19 protein-coding genes and 1 tRNA gene are annotated in these 26,860 nt (G+C 43.0%); 14 read left to right on the forward strand and 6 right to left on the reverse strand.

The window, feature by feature from the left end:
• The first annotated feature begins 108 nt into the window (after nucleotides 1-108).
• From V202x_RS25175 to V202x_RS25215, 9 genes are all read left to right on the forward strand, one after another.
• Nucleotides 109-2,505 carry a SurA N-terminal domain-containing protein gene (locus V202x_RS25175; protein WP_145179551.1) on the forward strand — a complete coding sequence of 799 codons (2,397 nt, stop codon included), beginning with the start codon at nucleotides 109-111 and terminating at the stop codon, nucleotides 2,503-2,505.
• Nucleotides 2,506-2,955: 450 nt separating this feature from the next.
• The gene (locus V202x_RS25180) at nucleotides 2,956-3,723 is read left to right on the forward strand and encodes an ABC transporter ATP-binding protein (protein WP_144988456.1); all 768 of its coding nucleotides are present in this window, start codon (nucleotides 2,956-2,958) and stop codon (nucleotides 3,721-3,723) included.
• A gap of 56 nt (nucleotides 3,724-3,779) precedes the next feature.
• A complete protein-coding gene (locus tag V202x_RS25185; protein WP_145179552.1) occupies nucleotides 3,780-6,428 on the forward strand; it encodes a Gldg family protein in 2,649 nt (882 codons plus the stop codon).
• A gap of 104 nt (nucleotides 6,429-6,532) precedes the next feature.
• Complete coding sequence (locus V202x_RS25190) at nucleotides 6,533-8,395, forward strand: DUF4340 domain-containing protein (protein WP_145179553.1); 1,863 nt, start codon at nucleotides 6,533-6,535, stop codon at nucleotides 8,393-8,395.
• 318 nt (nucleotides 8,396-8,713) lie between these two features.
• The gene (locus tag V202x_RS25195) at nucleotides 8,714-9,217 is read left to right on the forward strand and encodes a thioredoxin family protein (RefSeq protein WP_145179554.1); all 504 of its coding nucleotides are present in this window, start codon (nucleotides 8,714-8,716) and stop codon (nucleotides 9,215-9,217) included.
• A gap of 71 nt (nucleotides 9,218-9,288) precedes the next feature.
• Nucleotides 9,289-10,632 (forward strand): hypothetical protein, encoded by a 1,344-nt coding sequence (locus V202x_RS25200; RefSeq protein WP_145179555.1) that lies wholly within the window; start codon nucleotides 9,289-9,291, stop codon nucleotides 10,630-10,632.
• A gap of 106 nt (nucleotides 10,633-10,738) precedes the next feature.
• Nucleotides 10,739-11,605 carry a pantoate--beta-alanine ligase gene (panC, locus tag V202x_RS25205; RefSeq protein ID WP_145179556.1) on the forward strand — a complete coding sequence of 289 codons (867 nt, stop codon included), beginning with the start codon at nucleotides 10,739-10,741 and terminating at the stop codon, nucleotides 11,603-11,605.
• A 131-nt stretch (nucleotides 11,606-11,736) separates the two neighbouring features.
• Nucleotides 11,737-12,387, forward strand: coding sequence for a sigma-70 family RNA polymerase sigma factor (locus V202x_RS25210; RefSeq protein WP_232098698.1), 651 nt, complete (start codon nucleotides 11,737-11,739; stop codon nucleotides 12,385-12,387).
• The gene (locus tag V202x_RS25215) at nucleotides 12,384-14,081 is read left to right on the forward strand and encodes an anti-sigma factor family protein (RefSeq protein WP_145179557.1); all 1,698 of its coding nucleotides are present in this window, start codon (nucleotides 12,384-12,386) and stop codon (nucleotides 14,079-14,081) included. The genes V202x_RS25210 and V202x_RS25215 overlap by 4 nt, the downstream gene beginning before the upstream one ends.
• 44 nt (nucleotides 14,082-14,125) lie before the next feature.
• Here V202x_RS25215 and V202x_RS25220 read toward each other — a convergent pair whose 3' ends face one another.
• Nucleotides 14,126-15,166 (reverse strand): SMP-30/gluconolactonase/LRE family protein, encoded by a 1,041-nt coding sequence (locus tag V202x_RS25220; RefSeq protein WP_232098700.1) that lies wholly within the window; start codon nucleotides 15,164-15,166, stop codon nucleotides 14,126-14,128.
• Nucleotides 15,167-15,441: 275 nt separating this feature from the next.
• On the opposite strand from V202x_RS25220, the gene V202x_RS25225 reads away from it, so the two are divergent.
• The 3 genes from V202x_RS25225 to V202x_RS25235 all read left to right on the forward strand — a co-directional run bounded on the left by V202x_RS25225 (nucleotide 15,442) and on the right by V202x_RS25235 (nucleotide 18,129).
• A tRNA-His gene (locus tag V202x_RS25225) sits at nucleotides 15,442-15,515 on the forward strand.
• Between the two features lie 473 nt (nucleotides 15,516-15,988).
• A complete protein-coding gene (locus V202x_RS25230; RefSeq protein ID WP_145179558.1) occupies nucleotides 15,989-17,236 on the forward strand; it encodes a hypothetical protein in 1,248 nt (415 codons plus the stop codon).
• 56 nt (nucleotides 17,237-17,292) lie between these two features.
• Nucleotides 17,293-18,129: a matrixin family metalloprotease gene (locus V202x_RS25235; RefSeq protein ID WP_145179559.1), complete on the forward strand. Its 837-nt coding sequence runs from the start codon at nucleotides 17,293-17,295 to the stop codon at nucleotides 18,127-18,129.
• Between the two features lie 53 nt (nucleotides 18,130-18,182).
• Here the strand turns inward: V202x_RS25235 and V202x_RS25240 are convergent, their stop codons facing one another.
• A complete protein-coding gene (locus V202x_RS25240) occupies nucleotides 18,183-19,100 on the reverse strand; it encodes a hypothetical protein (RefSeq protein ID WP_145179560.1) in 918 nt (305 codons plus the stop codon).
• Nucleotides 19,101-19,923: 823 nt separating this feature from the next.
• Here V202x_RS25240 and V202x_RS25245 point away from each other — a divergent pair.
• Entirely contained in the window at nucleotides 19,924-20,517 is a 594-nt protein-coding gene (locus V202x_RS25245; RefSeq protein WP_145179561.1) for an SIS domain-containing protein, read from the forward strand.
• 25 nt (nucleotides 20,518-20,542) lie between these two features.
• Nucleotides 20,543-21,118: a D-glycero-alpha-D-manno-heptose-1,7-bisphosphate 7-phosphatase gene (locus V202x_RS25250; protein WP_232098702.1), complete on the forward strand. Its 576-nt coding sequence runs from the start codon at nucleotides 20,543-20,545 to the stop codon at nucleotides 21,116-21,118.
• A 22-nt stretch (nucleotides 21,119-21,140) separates the two neighbouring features.
• Here V202x_RS25250 and V202x_RS25255 read toward each other — a convergent pair whose 3' ends face one another.
• The 4 genes from V202x_RS25255 to V202x_RS25270 form a co-directional block, all read right to left on the reverse strand.
• A complete protein-coding gene (locus V202x_RS25255; protein ID WP_145179563.1) occupies nucleotides 21,141-24,107 on the reverse strand; it encodes a response regulator in 2,967 nt (988 codons plus the stop codon).
• 412 nt (nucleotides 24,108-24,519) lie between these two features.
• Entirely contained in the window at nucleotides 24,520-25,323 is an 804-nt protein-coding gene (locus V202x_RS25260) for a class I SAM-dependent methyltransferase (RefSeq protein ID WP_232098704.1), read from the reverse strand.
• Nucleotides 25,324-25,352: 29 nt separating this feature from the next.
• Nucleotides 25,353-25,592, reverse strand: coding sequence for a Trm112 family protein (locus tag V202x_RS25265; protein ID WP_145179565.1), 240 nt, complete (start codon nucleotides 25,590-25,592; stop codon nucleotides 25,353-25,355).
• A 118-nt stretch (nucleotides 25,593-25,710) separates the two neighbouring features.
• Complete coding sequence (locus V202x_RS25270) at nucleotides 25,711-26,730, reverse strand: sugar phosphate isomerase/epimerase family protein (protein ID WP_144988477.1); 1,020 nt, start codon at nucleotides 26,728-26,730, stop codon at nucleotides 25,711-25,713.
• Between the last annotated feature and the right edge of the window lie 130 nt (nucleotides 26,731-26,860).

Genomic DNA, 26,860 nt, shown 5'->3' on the forward strand with positions numbered 1-26,860 from the left:
TTTGAAGATACGAAAAGTAGTGATCTCGTCAATCAGACATGGTTGCAGTCAAATTTTCACTACCAAAATTCGATTTCATTCGACTTGCAGACTGAAGAAGGAAACAGAATGGCCTCGCCACTGGAATTGTTTCGTAAAAAACAAAAAGTGTTAATGGTTCCGCTCACCATCCTGGCAATGTTCGCATTTATCGTCATGGACCAGTTGAAACCTGAGCAATTTCCACCGATTTTAGGAATGCTGGTCTTTGGCGCCCTATTCTGGTACCTGGGAAAAGATCGCGGCAAGGGAACGTTATTCGCTGTCATTGGTATCATTATTGGCTTCTTTTTGGGCTATGCTTATATGCCCCGACCTGGTGCTGCGATGGTTGTGACCACTACGGCAGGTGACATCGACCAACGGGAATTTCAGGAACTCATCAGGAATCGACAAATTGCGAATCAGTTCATTGTCAGGACTTACTTTGAGTCATTGACCGAGGAAGAACGACAGCGTGCTCAACCGCCACGCGGATATATGTTTGGTTTTGGTCGGGATACAGAAGATGACATCATTCTGGAATTCCTGTTCCGCAAAGAAGCTGACAAAATGAATCTCATCGTTTCTGACGATGCAGTGACTCAATATATTTCACGCTATACCAATAATAAACTCAGCAGTGAATCCTTTCAGAAAACCTGCCTAAGCATGGGGATAACGGAAGGGCAGATCTATACGATTTTCAAAGATCAACTCAAAGCACGTCTCGTATTTCGGTTACTCATGCCTGAAGTTTCGCTGACTCCCGATCAATACTGGAACTTCTACAAAAAGTTCAACGTGCGCGAAGAATTAGAAGTGGTCGCGTTACCAGTCAAAGACTTTGAAGATCAGGTCCCTGCCCCTACGGAAGCAGAAAAACAAGAATTCTTTGAGAAATACAAGGCGGTTTTCCCCAATGAAACAGGCCCCGGATCTCCGGGATTGCGTCAACCACAAAAAGTGGAAGTAGAATATTTAATGGCCGACTATGAAGAGACTGAAAAGTTGGTCCCCCCTGTAACTGAAGAGGAAATCACCGCTTTTTATGAAGTGAATAAAGAGCGGCTGTATAAGAACAATCCGATTCCGGATATGCCTGACATGGAAGCGCCCTCTGCACCAGACCAACCAATCGAAGCAGTGAAACCAGTCAACGATGATCAGAAATCAACGAAAGAAACGACACCCTCATCTAAAGCAGATAAAGAACCCTCAAAAGAAACCAAACCCAAAGACCCCACGCCCCAAAATGCGACAGAAAAGAAAGAAGAATCGAGCGCGCTTGATTCCGATCTCACCACATTTGTTTCTCTATTAGATGAAAAGCCCTCAGAAAAACCTACGGTCGCAACGAAACCTAATACACCGCCTGTTGAGGATAAGAAAAAAAATCCTACGACAGCTCCAGCACCACTCGAACCTTATCGTCCACTAGACGACGATTTAAAAAGTGAAATTCGTGATCAATTATTAAGAGAACGTACTCTCGCTCTGATGAAGGAAAAAATTGCGGCTGCTGTGATCTTCATGAACGATCTTAGCTACCTCATTAATAGCCCTGCGGAAGGTACAACACCGCCCACACCAAAAGAAATTACAGAAAAACTGAAAGCTTATGCGGCCAAACACCAGTTGATCTACAACATTACTCCTCTGATGTCGGCTCAGCAAATTGAAGAGTCTGAAAAATATCCACTGGGAACGGCAAAAGAACCCAGCCTCAATCAATTTACTGCGCAACCCAGAACCGTCATTGAACAATTGTTTGAGACACCCCTTGAGTTGCTTTACACGACCTATGAAGCAGAAGACTCATTTTCAAGTGCATTAATTGCTTACTGGAAAGTGAAACATGTTGATGCCACGATTCCAAAATTTTCTGACCCGGAAACCCAGGAATCGATTACTCAGCAATTAAAAATAGAAGGTGCCCGCCCGATTGCCACAAAACGGGCAGAAGAACTGAAAAAGTTAATTACCGATGCCGGTGATAAAGAAATGGCCGAAGCGCTCAAAGGTCAAACAATAACTGGTCAAAAAGAAGGAGAAGAACTCTTAACTCAAACGACTGAGTCATTCAGCTGGATGCGAACTTCCACTGCTGGAGCCAGTAATCCGTTTTCAATGCCTCGTCCCGAGTTATCCAGTATTAGCGCCATTGATGGTGCCGGGAATGAATTTATGGAACAGGTATTCGATAACATGGATAACGGTGATGTAGCAGTCGTCATGAATGCAGACAAATCAATCTGCTACGTGGTAAAAGTAATGAATCGTATCCCTTCGACTTCGGGCGGGCTCACTGCCATGTACCAGGAATTTCTAAAAACAGACTTATTCTTCTTTTTCTCTCCTTATCTCCCACTAGCTCAGATGGAACAACAGCAGACTAACTACGAATGGAGCCGTGGCATTGAAGAAAAATATCAGGTTCAGAAATTCTTTGAGCAGGTGGAAGGACCTGAAGAAAACGTCGAATAAATTCTAATTTTTTGCTAACAGAAAAAGGGTTGCCTCCGTATTGATAGGCGTATGCCCTTAATTTCCGACGTTTTGATTTTTAGATTTATGAGAAACTATTTTTCAAAAATCACCAGCGAAAAGACTGGACATCATGAAATTTGTATATTAATCATATAGGAAACCGCTGGTCGTATTTCATTGAAAATAGACCATAGGTAGTCAAAGAGACTTATCAGTTTTTTTGATTTATGATTTTTTAAACAAAAGAAATTCAGTTAAGTCAAAACGTAGACTCCCTCTTACGTTGTGTTTTTAACGCTATCAAGTTAAAAATGGACAAGTTCGGTAAATTTACCATGCCATCCTCACTGGCTACGAATCGAAGACTTTTGAGTTTCAACGAAACCCTAAACATAGACTTATTCTGTTGAATCAACCCACAAGACAATCATCGGGAGTATTATTGCAATGTCGGAACAGGTTCAGCAATCTCCTGCAGAACAGTCAAACAGTTCAGCTCAGGAGATGATGATCGAATCCATTGGATTGAGCAAATTCTATGGTCAGTTCACTGCAACAAAAGATGTCACATTTTCTGTCCCCCGCGGTCAGGTGGCCGCCTTCCTCGGTCCCAATGGCGCGGGCAAATCAACCACAATGAAACTGCTCTCGGGCTTTCTTTCTCCCAGTGAAGGTCACGCGCGCGTGGGTGGTTTTGACGTGAGTACGCATCGGATTGAGGCCAGTCAGAAACTGGGCTACCTTCCAGAAAATGGACCACTTTATGAAGAAATGACACCTCGAGGCTTTTTGAAGTATGCCGGAGGTGTGCGAGGTATGTCAAAAGCGGAACTCAGTAACAGGCTAGAGTTCGTGATGGATAAATGCGACTTGAGCAGCGTCTGGAAGAAACCCATTCGGAAATTGTCGCGTGGTTTTCGACAACGCGTAGGCATGGCACAAGCATTACTGCATGACCCGGATATCTTAATATTGGATGAACCAACGAGTGGACTCGATCCGAATCAGAATCAGTCAGTGCGCGATTTGATCCGCAGCCTGGGAAAAACAAAAACGATTCTGCTTTCCACACATATTCTCCAGGAAGTGAAAGCTGTCTGTAGTCGTGTAATTCTGATTAATCAGGGCTCCATTGTTTTTGATGGATCTGTATCAGACCTCGGTGGCAGTCAGGATGATATGGAAACCAGCTTCCACAAATTGACACACGCGTAAACTCTAAACCGATTCATTCTAATTCATGATAAAGCTGACGTAAGGACCCTTCTATTATGTTGCGGAACAACGTTGTACTGGCCATCTTCAAGCGAAACGTACAAAGTTACTTTTCTGGAGTGCTGGGTTATCTGTTTATTGTCGTCTTCGTAGTTGCTGGTGCTTTTGCCGCCTTCAATCAACAATTTTTCGCGAACAACCAGGCAAACCTGGATCAACTGACTCTCTGGTACCCCTTATTGCTGCTATTCATTATCCCGGCAATTACGATGAGCGTCTGGGCTGATGAAAAGAAAATGGGCACCGATGAGTTGCTGTTTACACTCCCTGCTTCCGATGTCGAAGTCTTACTTGGCAAGTTCTTTGCAGTGCTGGCCGTCTATACGATCGCGCTCCTGTTTTCTGTCACACACATCCTGGTATTATTGCGAATTGGAAATCCGGATATCGGTTTAATGTTTACCACATACTTTGGATACTGGCTCGCCGGTGCGTCTTTACTGGCGGCAGGGATGTTTGCTTCCGCATTAACCAGTAGCACCACTGTTGCCTTTGTTCTGGGAACCGCCATCTGTGCGATCCCCATTTTTATCGGTCAGGTTGCCCCCACTAATAATCTGGTTCAGGGCTTGAGTCTGGTCACACAATTTCAAGATTTTGGTACAGGGGTCCTGCCATTAGGCTCGATCCTGTATTTCATCTCGCTGGCTGTGATGATGCTTTATTTGAACCGAGTGCTGATTACCCGCAGACACTGGAGTTCTCAAGAACAAAACTCCATGGGATTACAATTTTTGGCTCGCACAGTTTCTCTGGCAGTCATCTTGATCAGTGTGAACGTTATCGTCTCTTATGGCAGTAGCCGTATCGACATGACCAATGAAAAAGTATTCAGTCTGTCACAAACAACCAAGGATCTGATCTCGAAAATCGATGATAAGAATCCCGTCACAATGGAAGCATTTATCAGCCCCGATGTTGCACGAGAGTATGTCCCCATTCGCAAACGCTTAATTGGCCTGTTACGTGAATACAATCAGATCGGTGGGAAAAAATTACAGGTCCGGTTTGTTGATGTCGTGCCTTTCAGTAAAGAAGAGGAAGAAGCCAGACTGCTGAATATTACTCCACAACAAGTTCAAACAGAACGCGGCGGTCGTGCCTATGTCGATACGATCTTCATGGGGGCTGTCGTTAAAAGTGGTACCGATGAAGTTGTCATTCCATTCTTTAACGTGGGAACTCCCATTGAATATGAATTAACGCGTTCGATTCGTACCGTCTCCAAAGATGATCGGCTGACAGTAGGAATCTTAAATACCGATGCCAACATCTTTGGTGGATTTAATATGGCAGCAGGCGGTAACCAGCCCCCCTGGCTCATTGTCAGTGAACTCAAGAAACAGTACCGCGTACAACAGGTTTCTCCCGACTCGCCCATTAGTGATACGGAATATGATGTATTGATTGCTGTTCTGCCTTCCTCATTGACACAACCACAATTAAAGAATCTGGTCGACTACGTGAAAAAAGGAAAACCAACGCTGATTTGTGATGACCCACTGCCTGTCTTTGGTGGTGGTCGAGGTATTCAAGCCGCTCCACGTATGCCCAAACCCAGCCCGGGCGGAGGCATGATGGGAATGCGGCAACCTCCTCCAACCCCTAAAGCAGATGAAGGCCGATTGACCTCGCTGCTCAACGTATTACAGATTGCGTGGAATAACGGTGAAGTTGTATTCGATTATTTCAATCCTCATCCTGAATTTTCTGAAGTCGTACGTCCTGAGTTGATTTTCATTACTCCGAAAAGTGGTACACGGGGAGCCTTTAATTTAGACAGTAACATCACCAGTGGATTACAGGAAATCTTAACGTTCTTCCCCGGTAGCATTCGTCCTCGTAAAGGCAGAGACCTCAATTTTGAACCGCTCCTGAGAACGGGACCAAACTCGGGACTTTTGGATTGGGGAGAAATCACCAGCCCCTTCTTCAACTCGATTCGGATTGCTCAAGATCCACCGCGGCAGATTGATTCTGACGCCCATGTGCTGGCAGCCCATATCACTTCAACATCGAAGTCAAAAGAGAAGAACATCAATGTCATTTTTGTCGCAGATGCTGATTTGATTTCCGATGAATTATTCAATATTCGTGAACGACAGGCATTCGGCTTAAAGATTGATAATGTGACATTTTTACTTAACTGCGTCGATCAATTAGCGGGCGATGATTCCTATATTGCACTACGAAAACGTCGTTCGAAGCATCGCACACTGACGCTTGTTGAACGGGAAACCTCTGTCTTTGTTAAAGAACGTAACGAGGAACGCGAAAAAGCGACGAAAGATGCAGAAGCAAAACTGCAAGATGCCCGTGATCGATTGAAGGCGGAACGGGAGAAAATCGAGCAGGATAAAGCACTTAATAGTCGAACGAAACAGATCATGTTACGCATGGCCGAAGAAAATGAAAAACGACGTCTGGAAGTTGATGAAGCGAATATTGAGTTGGAAAAACAACAACAAGTTGCAAAAATCAAGGCCAGGACAGAACGCCAGATTCGTGAAATCGAAGACCGTATCCGCTGGTATGCGATTCTTGTGCCACCCTTTCCGGCAATTCTGTTAGGGATCTGCTTCCTGTTTTTCAGAACGACCAATGAAAACCAGAACATTTCCCCTGACCGAAGATTAAAGAAATAATCGCAGGCTCACTGAAAAAGTCAGCCTGTGATCTCACATAGAAGTTGAACTGCGTCCTGTTTGAATTCAATTGAAACCACTGTTTTTAAGTAAAATCGTTTACCATGAATGAAACGACCAAAACACTGACCTTTGTAGGGATTGCTGCCGTTGCTTTAGTAGCGGCTTTCATCACCGATCGCGCATCTCAACCGGCTCAATTAACTGGCTATGAAAATGTGGGAGAGGAATTCTATCCTGAATTTTCTGATCCGACACAAGCCAGATCACTGCGTGTCGTCAGTTACAACGAAGATTCTGCTACTCTGAAAATCTTCAATGTCGAATTCAAAGACGGCGTTTGGAAAATCCCTTCGCATCACGATTATCCGGCTGACGCCGAAGACGAATTGGCTGAAACCGCAGCATCACTGGTAGGCGTTGTGCGGGGTGCTTTGGAAAGCAGACGAAAAAGTGACCACGAACGCTTCGGTGTGATTGATCCATTAGACGAATCGAATACGAATCTCAAAGGTCGTGGGCAAAGGCTGACGCTCGCAAAAGAAGGTGGGACACCACTGGTCGATTTTATTATTGGTAAGGAAGTTCCTGAACAATCAAACGAGTATTACGTCCGCAAAATTGACGAAGATTCTGTGTATCGAACCAAACTCAATGTGGATCTCTCCTCAGAATTTTCTGATTGGATTGAGCCAGATCTGCTGAAAGTGGAACGAGACAGGCTGGTTGAAATCATTGTCAATAAGTATTCAATTGATACACAACAACGGCGGATCGTGAACCGGGAGTTGGCCACGCTAAAACGTAAAAAATCGACTGAGCCCTGGGAACTGGAAGGTTTGAATAAAGAAACCGAAAAGCTGAATACCAGTGATGTCAACCAGATGATCAATACGTTAAGTGATTTAAAAATCCAGGGTATTCGTCCTAAACCTCCTGGCATTGCCAAGGAACTGAAAACTTCGGGTAATCTACGGCTTGATCCCCTCGATTTTGTGGATCTGCAAAGTAAGGGCTTTATCCTGGCCAGTGACCCCCAGGGAAATCAACAGCTGGTCTCTAATGAAGGAGAAGTGATCGTCGCTACAAATCAAGGCGTCTTGTATTCACTCTACTTCGGAGAAATATTTACTGGTAGTACTCTGGATATTGAAGCAGGTAACAGCGCAAAAAAGAAAGAAGAAAAACCAAAAGAAAAAGCAGACGCTTCTGATTCAGAGGAAAAAACAGATGCGGACAAAAAAGAAGACGAAAAGACGGATGATAGTGCCTTAAAAACCAGTCGCTATTTATTCGTGACTGTTTCGTTTAATCCTTCCTTTATTGGTGATCCTCCACAAAAACCAGAAGAGCCCCAAAAACCCGCGGGTCTCAAAGAAAAAAAGGCGGAAGATAAAAAGAAAGTCGATACCAAACCTGCTGACAAAAAAGAGGACACCTCTAAAGAAAACAAGAAGAAAGAGGAAGAAAAACCCACCCCTGAAGAAGAATACGAAATTGCGATGAAAAAGTATCAGTCAGAACTCAAGACTTATGAAAAGAAGTTGAAAGAGTATGACGAGAAAGTGGTGAAGGGTAATGAAATCGTACAAAAACTGAATGAACGTTTTGCAGACTGGTATTATGTGATTTCTGCTAAGAGCTTTGAAACTCTGAGAATGTCACGCAAAGCACTGATTGAACCCATTGAGAAACCCAAAGAGGAAAGCAGCAAAACAACTCTTCCAGAAGGTGCAGGCAAACCAGCAGCCAAGGATGGTAAACCAGCCCCAAAACCAAATGCTGGTTCTACGAAACCCAAGCCTTCACCCAACAAGAAACCAAGTCCTTCGAAGAAGGAATCTGATACCCAACCGAAAAAGCAGCCAGCCAAGCAGTCCACGAAAGAAAAAGAAACGGGTACTGCAAAAGCTCCCAAAGCAAAACCAAAAGAACCATCTCAGTCCAAAACGCCTCAAAAAAACTGATCATAAATCCAGCATTTTTATAAAGCCGAATCGATGGTGCACTTCCGTCTGCAAGTGTATCCCTCAGATACGGCTTCTTTTATAGGCGCCTGAACCCGCGCTCTACCGGTTAGATAAACTTTACTGGCCACGTCCATATTATGCGGAAATTTCGGATCGAATCGTTCATGAAAGATCCTCATCTCCTACCGATAAAGCTTAATGGATGAGTTATAACGATTTTGTAAGTTCAGCTCTCTTAACCGGGTCATCAAATTATCACTCATATAAGACAGTTGCAAAGGAATTGCAGCTTGTACTTGTGAAGGAGTCACAGAAATGCAAAGACTTCAAACTAAAAATCAATGGATCCTGACTTGCTTATTGACTGTCCTGTTAGTGGGGTTATTTTTCGATCTCTCTCAGGCAGAAACGAAAACGCGTTCAGCCAGTCAGACGGAAGATCCCATTAACTGGCATACGGATCTGGAAACAGCACATCAAGCTTCATTAAAAAGCAATAAGCCAATTTTTATTGTCTTTGATGCCAGTTGGTGTACTTACTGCCGAAAGCTGGAAAAAGATACACTTTCTGACCCCAGAATGGCTAAATATCTCAATCAAGCCTTTGAACCAGTTCATCTGGATTTTGACAAAGATCGAGAAATTGCCAACGTTCTGAAGGTAAAATCGATACCCTGTACTGTCATTCTCAGCTCAGAAGCAGATCTCTTAGCGCGGCAGATTGGTTATTCGAAAGTTCCTCGATACCACGCGATGCTGGAAAAAGCCCGTAAATTACAGGCCGTAATTCGACATATCGAATACGCAAAAGGACGCTAATTTCGCTGAGAAGCTTGATTCACCCCGAGGCAAATCTTGAAAAATCCTCGGGGAACGTGTACTTTGCGCATATGAATAAAAGCAAAGAGCCTTTTGGCATCAATCCGTCAGGCGAAGGTGACTCCTGGGAGTCTCTCGCTGGTGATCTGTTTGGAATCGATTTCAATCAAGAAGTTGAGCCTGTACCTACGAATATTGAAGAGGAACTGGCAGATGAGGGCGAAGAAGCATCCTCTGAAGAACAGACTCCAGCAGAAGAACCTCCGGTTGAGCAACCGGTATCAGAGACTTCATCAGAAGCATATATAGATGACAATCATTTCGGTTCATCCATATTTGAAGAAGATGAGGAATTCAGTCCCTCAGTTCCTGAAACAGCCGACGACACAGAGCAAGATCTTGATTCCGAGGCTGACTTCGAAATTGAAGAGGAAGACCTGGAAGAAGAGTTCATCGAGGTTTTTGAAGCCGAAGAGGAATTAGAAGAAAATGAGGTTGAGTTCTCCCCTGTTTCAAATATGACTGAAATAGAAGAGGAAGACGACGCCGAAGAAGAAGAAAAAGATACGTACTGGGACGCGCTTGATGGCTGGAATTGGGATGAAGATGATTCTGCGATTGTAAGTACCGACGTAAACGCAACTGAGGAAGATGATGAGGCCCTAGACGAAACTGTTGAATCAAAACAACCTGCTCAGAAGAAACCGCGAGCGAAAAAGTCTCGTTCTAAGCCTGCAAAAAATAGTCAAACACGAGCAGATGAGCGCCTTGACGATGACGATTCCTTCGGTTTTGGCCTCATTTCTCAAGAAGTCGAATTTGAGGAAGTTGCCTTTGATTCTGATGAAGACGAACTCGAATCAGAAGAAGAAGCTGTCGCTGAGGAACGTGAAGAAGAAGCAGAATCAACGGAAACAAAACGTCCCCGAAGGCGTCGGCGACGCAGGCGTTCCCGTTCTCGTAAAAATCAGGAGACCATCGAGAGTGCTGAAGACGAACAAGGTGAAGAAGACGAAGATGTCGAACTCCAGACTGACAGCGAAGATGAAGAATTAGAGGAATCTGAAGAACGCAAATCGAAGAGACCTTCACGAAGGCGCTCCCGTAGACGTAAAAAAACGCCTCGTTCGGATTCAACCGACTTGGAAGAACTTTCTGAAGACGAATCCTCTTCACACCCAAATAAAAGTGAAGCAAAAAATAAATATCCCAACGTCCCAAGTTGGGAAGAAGCAATTTCCTATCTTCTGAATCCTAAACTTGTTGATAGTAAATCAGGTAAAGACGACGAGGGGGAAAAACAATCTTCATCGAAGTCCGAAAGTCCCAATCGAAGACACCCTAAACGATCACGACGCTCGTCTAATAAGCGAGGTGGAAATCGCTCACGGTCTTCTAAAAAGTCTTCGACATAACGGTTATTTTAAGATGGCTGAGTTGTCTCAGTCACTTGAAATAGTCTAATGACTTGACACTCCGGTTTAATCAGGACATCTAGCACATCCTGAAAGTTTTGATCTCATGTCGGAACCATTCACCTCACCTATCAAAACTGTCCAGGAAATTCCCGAACTACGAACGTTGATCCAATCACAACGAAAACAGGACGCTTCGATTGGTTTCGTTCCTACGATGGGAGCACTTCATGCTGGTCATGTCAGCCTGATTGAGGCAGCACGAGAAGAATGTGATTTTGTTGTCGTTTCCATTTTTGTGAATCCGACTCAATTCGGACCAAATGAAGACTTTGACAGCTATCCTCGATTGTTAGCACAAGATCTGGAGAAATGCCAGACAGCAGGAGCAGATCTGGTCTGGGTACCAACAACCGATATCATGTATCCTCCTCATTTCTCGACATATGTTGAAGTGAAAACACTCTCTGAAATTCTCGAAGGGGCAACACGTACAAATCATTTTCAGGGTGTCACGACCATTGTTACCAAACTCCTCCTGAGTTGTTTGCCAGACAAAGCGTTTTTTGGAGCGAAAGACTACCAACAGCAGGCAATCATTCGACAGATGTGCCTCGACTTGAATATCCCTGTCGAAATTAAAACCTGCCCTACTGTTCGAGATGCGGATGGCTTAGCTCTAAGCAGCCGAAATACATATCTCTCAGAGACGGAACGTGAGTCAGCCTTATCACTCTCACATGCTCTGAATCTGGCGAAAGAAAAAATACAAGCTGGCGAAACCAACCTGAGCCACATTAAAACCGAGATGCAACGACTTTTAACAACAACCCCGTTGGTAAAACTCGACTACGCCACCATCGTGGATGCCCAGACTCTGGAAGAGATAGAAACTCCTCACCCCAAAATGGTCGCTTTGGTGGCAGCTTTTGTAGGAACCACTCGTTTGATTGACAATTGCACCTTAAATTGAGCCTCAATAGACTGAAATCTACTTTCCTGGTCTGTATTTACCATCTGGTATTGACGTAACGTGTTAAAAAATAAGAAGATACTTACATATCCCCTAAAATCCCCGTTTTCTTTTGAGAGCGGGAACTTATTTTGTCTCTCATTCGTCAATTAGATACTGTGACCAACAATGATCAACACTTGATTCAAGAATGTTTGGCAGGTCGTACAGAGGCGTTCGATCAACTGGTTCTGAAATATCAGGATCGCCTGTTTCGAACGTTAGTGCGGATTCTGGGTTCGAATGATGATGCGCGCGATGCGGCACAGGAAGGTTTTACACAGGCTTTTTTTAAATTGAACACATTCAGAGGAACAGCCGCATTTTATTCCTGGTTATTTCGCATCGCCTTCAATGCCGCGATTACTCAGAAAAGAAAAATAAAACGAACTTCCACCACACTGGATACACAAGATAACCCGGCTGGCAATTGGCTGGTTGATACACACCCTGAAAACCGCCCCTCCGATGTTGCCGAACTCTCCGAACGAAAAAAAATGGTCCATCAGGCCTTAAATGAATTACAAGAGGAATATCGTACCCCTCTGATACTGCGAGAACTGGAGGGAATGTCATACGGGGAAATTGCAGAGATCACGGAAATTCCATTAGGAACTGTAAGGAGCCGCATTTTTAGAGGAAGGAACGAATTAAAACAGAAATTGAACACGCTTTTCCAGACCGAACCAGTCTCGCGTGCTTTCAAATCTGACCACGAGTCATCGGTAAGTGAATCAAAATGAGTAGTCAACAACCATCAAACGAAGATCTTTCTGCTTACTTCGATCATGAAGTCTCATCCGAGGAGCGCAGACAATTAGAGTCGCTTCTGGAGAATTCAGTTGAAGCACGGCAGGAACTACACGAAATCGGAGAACTTTCCCGACTTCTTCAGGAAACTGCTACGGAATCTGCCCCACCTGAACTGGCACCTTCCATTCGTAAACGAATTGAGCAGGAAACTCTGCTGACTCAAACAACTCACGCTGCAGTAAAACATACTCCCTCTGTATTTCGTTATCGTATTGCTGTTGCAGTTAGTACCTGTTCTTCACTGGCGGCACTCGTTTTATTCGTATTGTTGATGAACTCTTACGTAACTCCCACCCAACCAGAATTCAGCCAAGGTTTTGCTATATCACGACCGTCTACTCCGCGCTCCAGCATGGAAACTGCAGTTAAAACAACAGAACTCGTTCGAGAAGAAAACGCCAGTGCCGATGTGAGTACAGACGGCGTTAGTGCAGACTTAGAAGCCCACCAAAATGAGAAGGTCACTGCATTACTTGATGTTCTGATGGCCGATAATCAGACTAATCGTCTTGGTCTTAGAGGAAATGTCTCGTCTGGCAAAAAGGAAATGGTCGTCGAAAGTTTGAATGCACCAACGGCAGCTAAATCATTGGGTAAATTCTCGGTCATGAATAAACTTCCTGAGGGTGTTAATTTTAGTGACCATTCTAGCAATAGACTCAGGACTTCTATGGTACCTCCTTCACAAGGGATTCCCGCTCATATTCCTCTCGATACCATTCGTATTGGAGACGTTTTACCTTACATTGGTGATATTGATGGAAAAGTGGCAGTGATTGAAGTTCGTGTTGTCGATGTTCAACAGGCTCTGGGAACGATGGAATTGCTTCTGGCGCGCAACAATATTCCCATTAATCAAAAGAAACAGTCTGAGGTGGAACGCCAGCTTCAGAATCCTCAATCCAGTTCTAAAAGTGAACTCAAAGCCAAAGGGCAATCACTGGCTCAGAGAAGGGACGAATCTGAAAATGAATTGTTTGCTGTCTACGTGGAAGCCACTGACAATCAATTATCTACGGCACTCCAGGAGTTCCAAAACGATCTTAAACGAGATCAGCTTGTGAGCCTCTCATTACAGCCTGCGATTAGCGAACGGTCTCTCACTGAGAAGATTGAAGAACTGCCAAAACTTCTGGCATACAAATCCAACACGCCACGATCTAATCATGATGCTTATTTTGAAGCCAAAAATGGAGCAAAAAAACCTACTGATACTGAAAAATCCAATGGAGCGGCACAAGAAAATCGTTCATCCGCAAAGTTTAAAAAAACGATTGCCGATTCAAAAGTCGGTAAAGATTTAAAACGGGATCTTTCGCGTTCATTTCAGACTCGTTATCGCATGCAACTCCCTGAAGAAACATTAGTACGATCTAAAGCCACCAAAGGCAGAAAATCCATGCTATTGGGGTCATCAGCGGGGGCACTGCCATCACCGGAATCTCCTCTCGCTGCCTCAAAACCGACTGGGAATAAAGCGACCGATAAACTGACTCACCTTACTAAAAACCGTTCTCTACCGTTCTCTAAATCGCGGAATCTCAATCAAACGAAAACACCAATCAAAGTGCTCTTTGTGTTTAAAAACTCAACAGGAACCCCTACCCCGGCAGCTCCTCGCTAAAGGAACTACCAGAGGACAAGAGTTTGATATCGTTGTGAAATCAACTATTTAGCAGCGCCAATACGGCCTTTGGTTTTGGTTGGTATGCGTACCAGATAAGTGTCAGCGGTCAGATAGAGTGTTGAACCATCACCACCCCAGGCGCAGTTGGCTGTGCGCTCACCGGTACTAATTCTGCCCAATAAATCTCCTGATGGGGTAAAAACATAACAGCCACCTGGTCCTGTTGCAAATATGTTGCCCTTAAGATCCGTTTTCATACCATCGGGTAAACCCGGAAGTTTACCAACGGCTGAAGTGGCATCATAGAGTATTTTCCCTTTTTCCAACGTTCCATCTTCGTTCACAGGGAATGCTTTCCAGATTGCCGCCTTGGGATCAGATTGTGCCACATATAATGTTTTTTCATCGGGAGAAAAGGTAATCCCATTCGGGCGTGTCATTTCCTTCGTTAATAAAGTCAACGTGCCATCCTTTGCCAGTCGATAGACACCGCAGAAATCAAGTTCTCTGCGAGGATCGTCATAGCGATTCGGCAGACCATAAGGCGGGTCTGTAAAATAGAGATCGCCATTTGACTTATAAACCCCATCGTTGGGACTGTTGAGTCGCTTACCCATATAGTTATCGACGAGCGTCCGCTTTCCTCCGTCTTTAGTAAGAACCGAAACACGACGATCGCCGTGTTCACAGGAAACGAGACGCCCTTTCTGGTCTAGTAAAAGACCATTCGATCCGGGTTCTCCCCCATATTTGACAACTCCGGTGTATCCAGAGGGTTTCAGAAACAATGAGGCACCAACTCCCTCTTTCCATTTCATTACGGAGTTCTTGGGAATATCCGAAAATAGCAAATATCCATCCTTGGCATCTCCGATCCAAACAGGACCTTCGCTCCAATCAAATCCAGAGGAGAGAACCTGGATCTTGGCATCTTTATCAATGAGTTCATCCAGCCGCGGATCAAGTCTGACCACTTCTCCAATGGTTGGAAAATTCACGGAATCCTGAGCCTGCGTTGCTAATTGAAAGAGACTCAATACGAAAGTGATTAGAATCATGCAGGTGAGTCTAAGTGTTTTCATGTTTTTTTCCCTGTTTTCATTGTGTTTGTTCTGTGTTGATTTCATAGGGAAATCTTGATGCATCAATTCTACAGATTCTTGACAGGAGATGCACGTATAGAGGGAATTTTACTGATTCGAAGCCATAGATTCGTTGCATCTCTAAATCCGCTTTGATAACGTAAAAATTGAACCTTTTGTCTCAGCAGGAGTCTTTTCAGACGTACAATATTTAGTTAGAATCGGATCTATGCTGACAGAAACTGGCAAAATCATCAGCCAGTCGACTTCATGTGGTGGGTATAGCTCAGTTGGTTAGAGCGCCGGATTGTGATTCCGGAGGTCGCGGGTTCGACCCCCGTTACTCACCCTTTTCAATTTTAGTCGAATAGCGCTATCAAATTCTGTATCACAGTTAATACGAAATTAAGAATCACTGTGATTTAGAATCATTCAAAGTCCCCACAAATCTCAGTATGGTGTGCATTCTCTCTGCTACCTCATGTGCTTTGAATCGCCTCTCACGCTAAGTAAAAACGCACACTCTCCCTAATTGGGATGCTTAAACAATCGTTAATCTTGGTATCCAATGATTAGAGGCGTGAGACAGCTACTCTGAATAAACCGTAAAATAGGAATTTTGCGAAAACAGCGCAGATTTACACATATATATGCTTGAGTTCATTATTGTATACGGGCATTATTGTATATGTAATCTATATTCTATCATGCGTTATGAGTATTCATAACTGGCATCAAAGAGTGATCTGGAGAATCGCGAATGTGTCTGCCTCATTCAGGCACACGTCTATTACTATCAACAAACAATCGGGAACCGCGAAAATGAGAAATCTGTTTTTAAAGTCCATGGTATTTGTAATGGCACTTTCCCTGGCGGTGAATTTCACGTGCGCTGATGCAGCAAAAGACCAAGAAATAAAAGACCTAAAAGCAAAGATTAAGCAACTCAATGCCAAATTAAATGACAAAAATAATGAAAACACGATAGAAATTCTTAAAAATGCGACGGCTGAGCAACTTGAAGAACTAAAAGGTGAATGGCAAGAAGCTTCCGTTGCGACCAAAAAAGCAAAAGCAGAACAAAAGAAAAGTCGTGAAGCACTCAAAAGTGTTTTTGATAAATCAAAGGCAATTTTCGAAAATGAAATTACGTCTGAAGAAGCAAAAAAACTAGATCTCGAAGAGGCTGAAAACAGACTTGAAAAGTTCATAAAAGAAGAAGCTGATATTTTAAATCCGTCAGAAGATAAATTATTAAAAAATCTTCTGGAAGCCGTAAAAAAAACAATTGCTGTAGAAAAAATACTTGAAGCAAAAAAAGCTACCGAAGCCAATAAAAAAGCTGCTTATGATGAGTTATTGAATAGTGTAAAAGCAATTGAAAAGACTAATGAAGATAGAGATTCAACTCTCTCTGTTCCAGATTCTCCTTCGAAAGAAAATGAGTTAGCGGCTCTCAATAAGACGGTTATCGATCTTTATAATGCTCATCGAGATGTGATTCAACTCGACCCTCAAAATGATAAAAAAACAATCCCTTTTCTAGTTAAGCTCTATTCAGACCTTCTGGAATCCAGCAAAGGAATTGATTCTAATCAAAAAATTCGGAAGTTGTCAGAAGACCTGATAACCAAGCGTAATGCATTCTTTAAAAAAATGGCTAGGCCAGGCATAGCAATTAAAATTGCTGGAAAGCCAAATACCAGTTCTTTTGCAAGAATTAATGCTAGTAAGAAATGGGAATCACTATTTAAGACAGTAGATAAAGATTTGTCAGTCATAGAACAGCAAGGAAATATTAAACAAACTCGACTTGCATATGATGCGATCAGGAATGGGCTTATTAATAGGCAAAAATATGAGACTGCTCGAAATTTGGGAACAGGAAATGTAACAAGAATACAAAGTACGACCAGCACATCATCTACGAATGTAATCAACCAATTACAGGGTCTTTACCCAAATAGACTACCAGACACTAACAATGCACACAGTCTGAAACGCGCACTAAAATATCGACGAAAAGTTTTACAATATCGACGGAAACTGCAAAAACTGCCTCAACAATAGATCGCAAAGATTATTTTTTCTTTCAAAACTACGACTAGACTAAATTGGAGTTTACCATGCCTGCAACTACTGGGTTCGCCATAGCCACATTAGTCTTGAACATTGCCAAAAGACTCAATGAAAAAAATAAGAGTGATCCGACTCTTTCCGCTGGCAGCATCCCTTCTGAAGTTGGCTTAGCAAATGGTATTCATACGCTAATTGAAGAAGGCTTACTTAAATTAAATCCGATTGATATCGAAACGCCTGAGGTTGTTAGCGATCTACTTTTTGAGCGTGTTCTCGAATCTATTACAAAATTCCAAGAATCAGTGAAGAAGCATGTGACTGTCGATGGAATTCTTGGAAACCAGACTCTTAACTTCCTACAATTACCATCCTGTTTGGGTACAAGAGCATTTCGCACCTTTACAGCAAGTGGTAATAACGCTCCAAACGCATCGCCAGATGGTGGCGAAGATGGTGATGAGCCAAAACTTCGCTATGAAATTGAAATAGATTCATTACCAAACATACCTGATGCAATAGACTTAATTGCTGACGCATGGAGTATCTGGGCTAGTATTATTAAACTGGATATTCAAGAAGCCACTAGTTCTGATTCAGCAAATGTCGTCATTCGAGGTGCTGCGCTTGACGGGTTGGGGGCTAAACTAGCTGATGCCGATGTTGGGCCGCCTGAAAAGAATTTGATGGAGGTACGATTTGATATCTCCGAAACCTGGACACAAGATAAATTTCTTTATGCCGCCATTCATGAATTTGGGCATATTCTTGGGCTACACCACACTGATATTCCTGGAAACATCATGTTTAAAAGATATCAACCAGATATCGAGATTGGGCAAGATGATATTGATAGAGCAACTTTAATTTGGGGCGCCAGGGACTAATCTTATATTAGTAAAGTATTCTCAAAGAAAATCTTGAAAAGAAACTGGGAAAGTTAATTTTCGGGAGATTGTGGCGCAGGTGGTAAAGATTCACTCCCAAATCCCCCTAAAATCGAGTCTTCAGATGCTGTCTGATAAACAGCAGGAGGAGCTAAGGTTTGTCCCAAACCACCAAATATGCGTTTTTTCTTTGTTGTTGGCAAACACTGAGTGCAACCATCAAGACAGCCTTTGCAACACTCATCCTCCAGCGCTTCTTTACACTCTAAAAGTGGAACTGTGGTACGTTTGATATTTGATTGTCTTAATGAAGGGTTTTGTAATTCAACATTCAAGGTTACGGGAAGCATCAATGGGATTTCTGTTGGCAAGATAGCTAATTTTGGGGGTGCTTCCAGATTTTCTTTATCTATTAATTTATCCTTAAGTGGCCGCGCACAATCTTCACTCCCTGATTCTAAATTTTGTTTTCCACTTCTTAGTTTCGCTAAATTCTCACGATGCAACTTTAGTCTTTTCGCATAGTCTTCATCTAGCTTCTTCTGCTCCTGCTTTCGATCATCAAGCAGCGCTTCCATTTTCTTTAAATCAACTTGTAACTGTCCTACGTTTAACCGCTGGTTGAATTTCAAGCCAAGATCCGTCTCTAGTTGCTCCCGAAATTCTGGACGGCTCGCTTCAATCTCAGCTCTGGCATCAGCCATTAATGCTTCTCGTTCAGCACGACGTTTTTCTACTAAAACATCACGAGAAATCTTGAGAACAACCCGCTCATCTTCTAAATCTGCCAATTTTGCTTCGTGAACGGCCGCTTTATCTAGCTGTTTTTCGCGCGCGATCTTGGAGCGATACGTCCATTTCTCTCCTATACGTTGTGGGATGAGCGCAATACTATTCACGGCTGCACAGCCATTAAGAATACTGGCCAAGATCAGGCAACATGAAACTCGAATGCTCAGAGCTGATGGCACGAGGAATCCTTTCCCATTTTAATACGGTAATTAAGGAGGTGTCTCCTTACACTATGGATTGATATCTTTGTATATCGTAATCTTCAGCAGACATGTTCATATCTGCGAATGCAGAGAATCACTTTTCGTAATTGATCAGCTTTTTTCATGCTAGTTACCAAAGAATGGTAAAGTTTAAGTATCGAAGGAATTTGCCTGTTTTTTTCAGTTCTGCATGCTTAGAGTCCGTCAAAACGAAATCCGTAACCATTGCGGACGTTTTGGTGAAGCTTGAGTCGTCTATTCAAATTGAAACTCCTGACTTTTCAACATAAATGGCAATCATTTTTATTCCTGTATAGAGCAATTTGTATTTTTTACAACAAATTTTAATTCATCCATGTGACAACATGGCGCCATACACTTTACTAAGATGCCTTTTGTAAATTCCGAGATATTCTCTGGTCATCAATTTTTCGAAGAAGTTTGTCTGCATTCACCTGAATTGAAGTTATCCCTCATTGAAAAGCTGATTACGAAGTACTTTAAAATGCTACCTGGATATGAAAATTGGGAAATCAAATATACCTATGTAATAAGTCATGAATTCTCATTTCCGTGTTGCTGATGAAATGTTCCAGCAAACAAAGAGATGGATTTGAATCAATATTGTCATCCTTTTTCTGATTCAACTATACTCCTATCTCAGTAAATCTCTTGATACAACCTATTCAAACTTTGTAGCAATAGCAGGAAAATCTCGTCTGGCTCTTTTCATCGGTGATCATTTTTCGAATCCGATCCACTTTGAAAATTTTGGCATAGAGATTTTGGAGCGAATCATATGAAAAAGGCAATCAGAATCATCTGCCGTAATTTGGAGAGATCGATTGAAGCCAAAAAACTGCTTCTGGAAAACCCGGATATCCAGAATGAGTTTTCGAAATCTGTTGATTTAGTTCTTAACAGCTATCATCAGGGAGGCCGAATCTATATTGCAGGAAACGGTGGATCTGCCGCGGATGCACAACATCTGGCCGCAGAATTTGTGAGCCGACTGGCAAAAGACCGTGCACCACTGGCTGCTGAAGCATTAACGGCAGATTCTTCTATTTTAACGGCCATTGGAAATGATTATGGTTACGATTCTGTGTTCTCTCGCCAGATTAGGGGGAAGCTCACAACGCATGATGTTTTCCTGGGGATCACCACATCAGGTAATTCTCCCAATATTGTAAAAGCTCTACAGGCATGCAAGGAAAAGGGAATTCCGAGCATTGTTTTTACGGGACACGATGGAGGGGAAGTTCGTAAATGGAGCGACGTTTGTGTGATTGCTCCGGGCGAACTCACAAGCCAAATCCAGGAAGTACACTTAGTTCTTGAGCACACCCTGTGTGAATGCGTGGAAGCGGAACTTTTTGGTTTTGATCTTTAAACCTTGAAAGAGAGGTTTTTTCATTTTGCAAAAAGCGTTGTTTCTTGATCGTGATGGTGTCGTCAATGTTGAAAAACACTATCTGCATCTGATCGAAGACTTCGATTTTATCGAAGGAATTTTCGAGTTGTGTCATGCGGCAACATTGTCGGGATATTGCTTAATCATAGTCACAAATCAGTCTGGAATTGCGCGTGAGTACTACACAGAACAACAATTCATTGACTTGATGTCCTGGGTTGTGGATGAGTTTGCAAAACGGCATCTTACGATTTTAGACTTTTTTTACTGCCCACATCATCCAGTACATGGAATGGGAGGCTATCGAATTGACTGCACCTGCCGAAAGCCTAAGCCAGGGATGTTGCTGGAAGCAGAAAGAAAGCACAATCTGAATCTCTCAGAGTCAATCTTAGTGGGAGATAAATTGTCTGATATCAAAGCAGGAAAAGCCGCTCGGCTGAAGACAGCGGCGCTCGTAGGAACCGGGCATCGTGTTAGCGAGCAGGAAATCAATACGGCAGATGTCTTTGCACGCTCTTTAAAAGAACTTAAAGACCAACTGTTTCCTTTCACAGTCAAAGCCAATCATGGAATTTGACAAGTTCATTTTCAGATTCAGCTCAGTTCGTAGTTTGTGCTTGTTCTCGCATAGTGTATTTACAAATCAGACTCAGCAACTGTTTACGATTAATCGGTTTGCTTGTATAGGCATCACAGCCTGCTGCAATACACTCCTGCAATTGGGTATTCATTGCATGCGCCGTGATCGCAATAATTGGTTTCGAATAGCCGGAAGCTCTTAGCGTTTTCGTAGCAGTGTAACCATCCATCACCGGCATTTGGATATCCATTAAGATAATATCAAAAGGAGTTCCCTTCTCCTCTGCAGTCTGTACTGCTTCTACAGCCACTTTTCCATTTTCAGCAAGTTCATATTCGCATTGCCATTTTTTGAGTATGTAAGAAAGTAAATGTTGATTATCAGCCCCATCATCTGCCACCAGTACTCGTGGAGAAAAACCAAAGTATTCTTTCAGACTGTCTGGTACAGCAGGCGAGGCTTCTTCTTCAATCACCAGATCCTGTTGTCCTTCAGAATCATAATGAACCAGATTCACGTCTGCCGGGACTCCCGTTGGAATTTTAAGGACAAAAGTAGAACCTACTGCTGAAACACTGGTCACAGAAATTGACCCATTCAACATTTCGATCAGTTTTTTACAAATCGTCAGCCCCAGTCCCGTACCACCAAAACGTCGGGTCATTGACACATCTGCCTGGATGAAGGGTTGAAATAGTTGTTGCATCTGGTTGTCTGTAATACCAACTCCGGTGTCTACGACTTCAACTTGTAAGAAAGGAACCTGATCTTCAACCAAGTAACGTGCAATTACTTTTACCGCCCCCTGGTCCGTAAACTTGATGGCATTCCCGATCAGATTGACCAGTATTTGTTTGAATCTCGTAGGATCTGTTTGTATATACTCTGGTATGGCGCCATCAAATTGTGTTGTGTACTCAATACTCTTCTTGTCTGCACGTACTTTAAGCAATGACTCTACATTGAATAATATTTGTGTGGGAGAACATTGCATCAATTCCACTGTCATTTTTTGTGAATTGATTTTTGAGAGATCGAGCAGGTCATTGATCAAACAAAGTAAGTAATCGCCATTTTGTTTAATGGTCTCAATCATTTTCACTTGGGATCTGGATTCCAATTGCTCCGTTAAAATTTCTGAATACCCTAAAATAGCAGTCATCGGAGTACGGATTTCGTGGCTGATATTTGCCAGGAATAAATCCTTGGAGATGTTTGCTTCCACTGCTTGCTGCTGAGCCGCTTTCAGATCTTCAGTCAATCGATCATTAATAATGGCCATACCAATCAAATCACCAATGGATTGCAAGAACCGTATCTGGTCAGGATCATCATCCGGAAACGTTTCACTGGATAAAACCATTGCGCCGAGAGACTCTCCCAGATGCGAAATGGGAACCAGGTAATGGCCATGCGATCCGTCTGATTGACCTTCTGCTTTAGTTTTGGAGTCACAGTGACATTGATTAATGATATGTGTCTGAATCACCGAATGAGGATATTCTGCATACTCTTCTTTAAACCAATACTCATGATAGGTGAAGTGAGGAGAGACAACAAAATCTCCAAAACGAGAGAGCAGTTCACATTGTTTAGTCTTTGTATTATTCAGATAGAGACACCCCCGCTTCAGATGCTGGAATTCAGGAATGTCAATCAGTGCACTCAATACCTGATCCAACTTTTCTTTCAGAGACGTCTGTTGTTGTAAGCTTTTTGCCACCCTGGCTCGAATGACAGCTTGAAGATGTTTCTGAGACTGCTTTTTCTCGTTCAAAACCTTATTCGTAATATCTCTTTGTACTGCCACATAGGAGATACATTCCCCCTGTTTATCATAGATCGGGGAAACCGTCATGTGTATCCAACGATATTGTTCCAGCCAGTTTTTCTCCTGCCGTGAACTCTGTCCTAATAAAGGTAAACTTGAAACCGTTTGACCTACCTTGCGACGATTAATTAACGTTCCCTTCCAGGTTTTTCCTGAAAGTAGTTGATTCCACATTTCCTGATATGTTTCTTCAGGATTGAGATGACTCTTGAGACAACGCGGAGTCTGCCCGAGAGCGTCTGCAGCCGACCACTCATAAAGTTCAGAGAAAGCTGGATTGACATAAGTGATTGTGCCTGTAGTGTCTGTAATAAAGACTGCATCAGCGCTTGATTCAATCGCGCGTGCCAACCGCTCGACCTGCTCTCGTTCCTGTACCAATTTGGTGATATCCATCACCAGAGCCACAATCGCCGGTTTAGAAAAGACCGTAGTTCTCTGAAGATAAACTTCAGCAGGATAACAGGTCCCTCCCTTTCTTTTAAATTCTGCATTGAGAAATGTTTGGGAATCGTGACTCTCTAATAAAGAATGAAATACCTCTTCAAGTTGCGCTCTGAAATCTTCCTTGACTAATTGAAAAGGAGTCATCGAATTGAGTTCCTGCGAAGTATAACCCAGATTTTTTGTGGCACCCCGACTCGCATAAAAAAGCTGCAGAGATTCGGCGTCAAAAATATAAATCTCGTTTAATGATTCTTCGAGCACATTGCTCAGTGCCATCTGGATCCGGTCAGACTTCTGATTGGCAATGATCTGGAGTGTATTTCGAATGCGTTTGTGAACAAGTGCCGGGCAATAAGGTCGCAGCAAAAAATCATCCACGCCATTCGCAAGCGCGATGGTGATTTTCTCCGATTCCTGGAACTGAGATGTAGCCATAATCGCAGTATTGGCGAGTACTGCGTGTGATTTGTAAAACCCGATCACCTCAATCAAATCCATCTCCTGGATTTCGAGGCTTAAGATAATAATGTCTGGCTTAAGTTCTAATGCTTTCAACAATGAATTTTTTACATCCAGACAATGATGTATTTCATATCCCTCTTCTGTATTAATTCTCTCAAATTCAACAAAATGGTTTGCCTGGTCATCTACATATAGAATGCACGGAGACCATTGCCTCTGCTCATCGAGCAAGTTCAAAAGCTGCATACCGAACCTAAACCTATCTATTCTTCAGTGCCAAAATCATAGATGGACGTATTCACGTTTTCACATGTTATAGCTTGTTTCAGCCCGTCTTATAGTAGTTCTACCTACTCATACTTTTGTTGATCGGATGCTTTTTCGCTATAAATCCAATATTTTACCATGAAATTAGAACACGAAAGAATCGAAGTAAGAGGGCTCTCAAGCAAACTATTCCAAACAGAACAAACGGTTTTATCGGCCCGTTCGGATTGATCGCTTTGAGAAGGAGAGAGGCAGGAGGGATAGTGCTGAAACGATTCAGGATTCAGCTTGAGCTTCACCGGTTAAAGGAGCTTGTCTCAGCGAGTTGACCGCAGTCTGGAATCCGTTTTCAGTGTGTGAAGTGGGCTTGATGTGATCTTCAGATCAGATTTTATTTTGCTGAGGTTTTCTCGAAAATAAGGATGTGCTGTCGAGGCAAAATCCCGATGGTCTCTTTCCATTTCAAATTCAATTCTGGTCGAGAGACTTCTTTTTTCGCTTGTGCCTCGGACATTTTATGGACGAGTTTGATCGGCACAGTAGGATCTTCTTTGCGATATTCCACCAGCACCACACGCCCTTTCGGCTTTAATGCTTTTGAAATTTCCTGCATCATTTCAAAGGGAAATTCAAATTCATGATATACATCTACCATAATCGCTACATCAATTGATTCTGGTTTGAGTCCGGGTGATTTCTGAGTTCCCAACACGGGATGAATATTCTTGACACCTTGTTTTTCAAGTTTTTTATTAAGCAGTTCCAGCATCTCTTTTTGAACATCCACCGCATAAACTTTACCGTCAGGGCTCACATGATCGGCTAGAATCACGGAAATGACGCCGCTGCCCGCACCGATATCTGCAATCGCCATGCCGGGCTTCAGTTTCAATGCTTTCGGAAGCAAAGACAGTCGTTCTTCCTGCTCGCGTGTTTTGCGTTCCAGCCAGGGAGCTCCCTGATAACCCATTACACGGGCGATTTCGCGTCCCCGATAGAATTTACCGATACCATTCGGGTCATGATCCCGCTGATAAGTATAGAGCGTTTTTTTTGAATCCTGCTGGCTCTGCTTCTGAGATACTGTCGCAGGTTCATCGGCAATGAGCGGAAGAGTAAACCCACCACTTACCAGAACATAAAATGAGAATCTGATGAAACGATTCCAAGCTAGAAATTTCTGCGATGCATCCATCAGTTTCTCTCCTCTGGCAGGAATTTAGTTCAGGAAACCAACTCTCCTGAAACAGGATTTCGGTCATTGCGTTTCATGATTTCAGCCCACTCTTCCTGAGGAACTTTAGTCGCTTCCTCCACCAGCATCACCGGTATCCCATCTTTGATAGGATACCTCAACCGCGATGCTGGATCGATAGAAACTAGAAAATCACCATCACGCACAAGTTTTGCTTTTGTTTTCGGACAGGCGATAATGTCCTGCAAATGCTGAGGATCAAAAGACATTGTTTTTACTCTTGGACAACTTTAGTGTAATTGTAACAAATACAGCAGGCAACCACGGTTTTCTCTTGAACCAGGAATTTCTACCATTCGATACTCATTGAAAAGCAAATAAGAGGAATTAGAAACCGCGTAAAATCTGGATATCTTTGAAGGTTCGTAGATCATAATCAATGCCGACATAATCGAGAACCGAACAAAGGGCTCTTACCGCCACTCCAATGCCGTCGGGTCCACTAAACCCGCCAAATTGTCCCCCGCCCTTCAAATGTGGTTCTACTTCCAGAAAGACACCGGGCGCCCCCAGCTTCTTCATTTTTTTCTCCATTTTTGGAAGAATCGTACGCAGTTCACGTAAAACAAATTCGTGCCCGGCATCACCAACGTTTGCCGGCACAAAGTTTTTCAAGCGTTCTTCATCGACAACGCCGGTCCATTCCAAATCAGAATCGACGGCATAGTCTTTGATATGTAGCCAACCCATCGATTTGCTCATATCATGAAACTCGCTCAAACACTGCATTGCATCTTTATTCTGCGCCGCGATATTTCCGCCATCATAAATAGTTACCATGTTAGCGCGTTTGACTTTACGCGCCAGCTCAGCCAGTAAGGGTCCGGTTTCTCCAATTAAGTTCGGCTCGATTTCGAGACCGTAAATCAAACCCTTTTTCGCACAAAGATCAGCAATCTGACCAATCTGGTCGACGGCCTGATTCATATAGGGCTTGGGATCTTCTCCTTTGGGAGGATAAAAAGAAAAACCTCGAATCAACTTCGTTCCCAACGTGGTGGCGGCATTAATCGTGTTGGCAACTTCTGTTTTCAAATACTTTTTGAAGGGTACAAACACATTATGAGAACCATCATCTTTATCAACCAGCTTGATCTTTCCAACACGGGCTCCAATGCTGGTGACGCTCATGCCATATTCATCATGCAGCTTAAGCAGCTGTTTATATTCCGCTTTATTCAAATCCACGACATGTTTGACGTTTCCATCACCCTTCACATCGATAAACCGAGGACTGTAATATTTCAGCCCTAAAGCAGAGAGTGCCACCATTTGTTCAATTGCAGTTTTATGATTTGCTGCTTCATCTGCAAATGCACTTAAAATCACACGTGGGTTGTCTGACATGACGAATTTTTGCCTTTTGTTTCAAAATCTAAAGCGGATAAAAGAGTAAACCAACGAAATTGTCTTCGTCGAAGCCATTTTTGACAGGTTGGGGATAACTTTCAAGAGCCAGGAGAAAATCGCACTCGCT

It is taken from the genome of Gimesia aquarii, assembly GCF_007748175.1.
Taxonomy (GTDB): domain Bacteria; phylum Planctomycetota; class Planctomycetia; order Planctomycetales; family Planctomycetaceae; genus Gimesia; species Gimesia aquarii_A.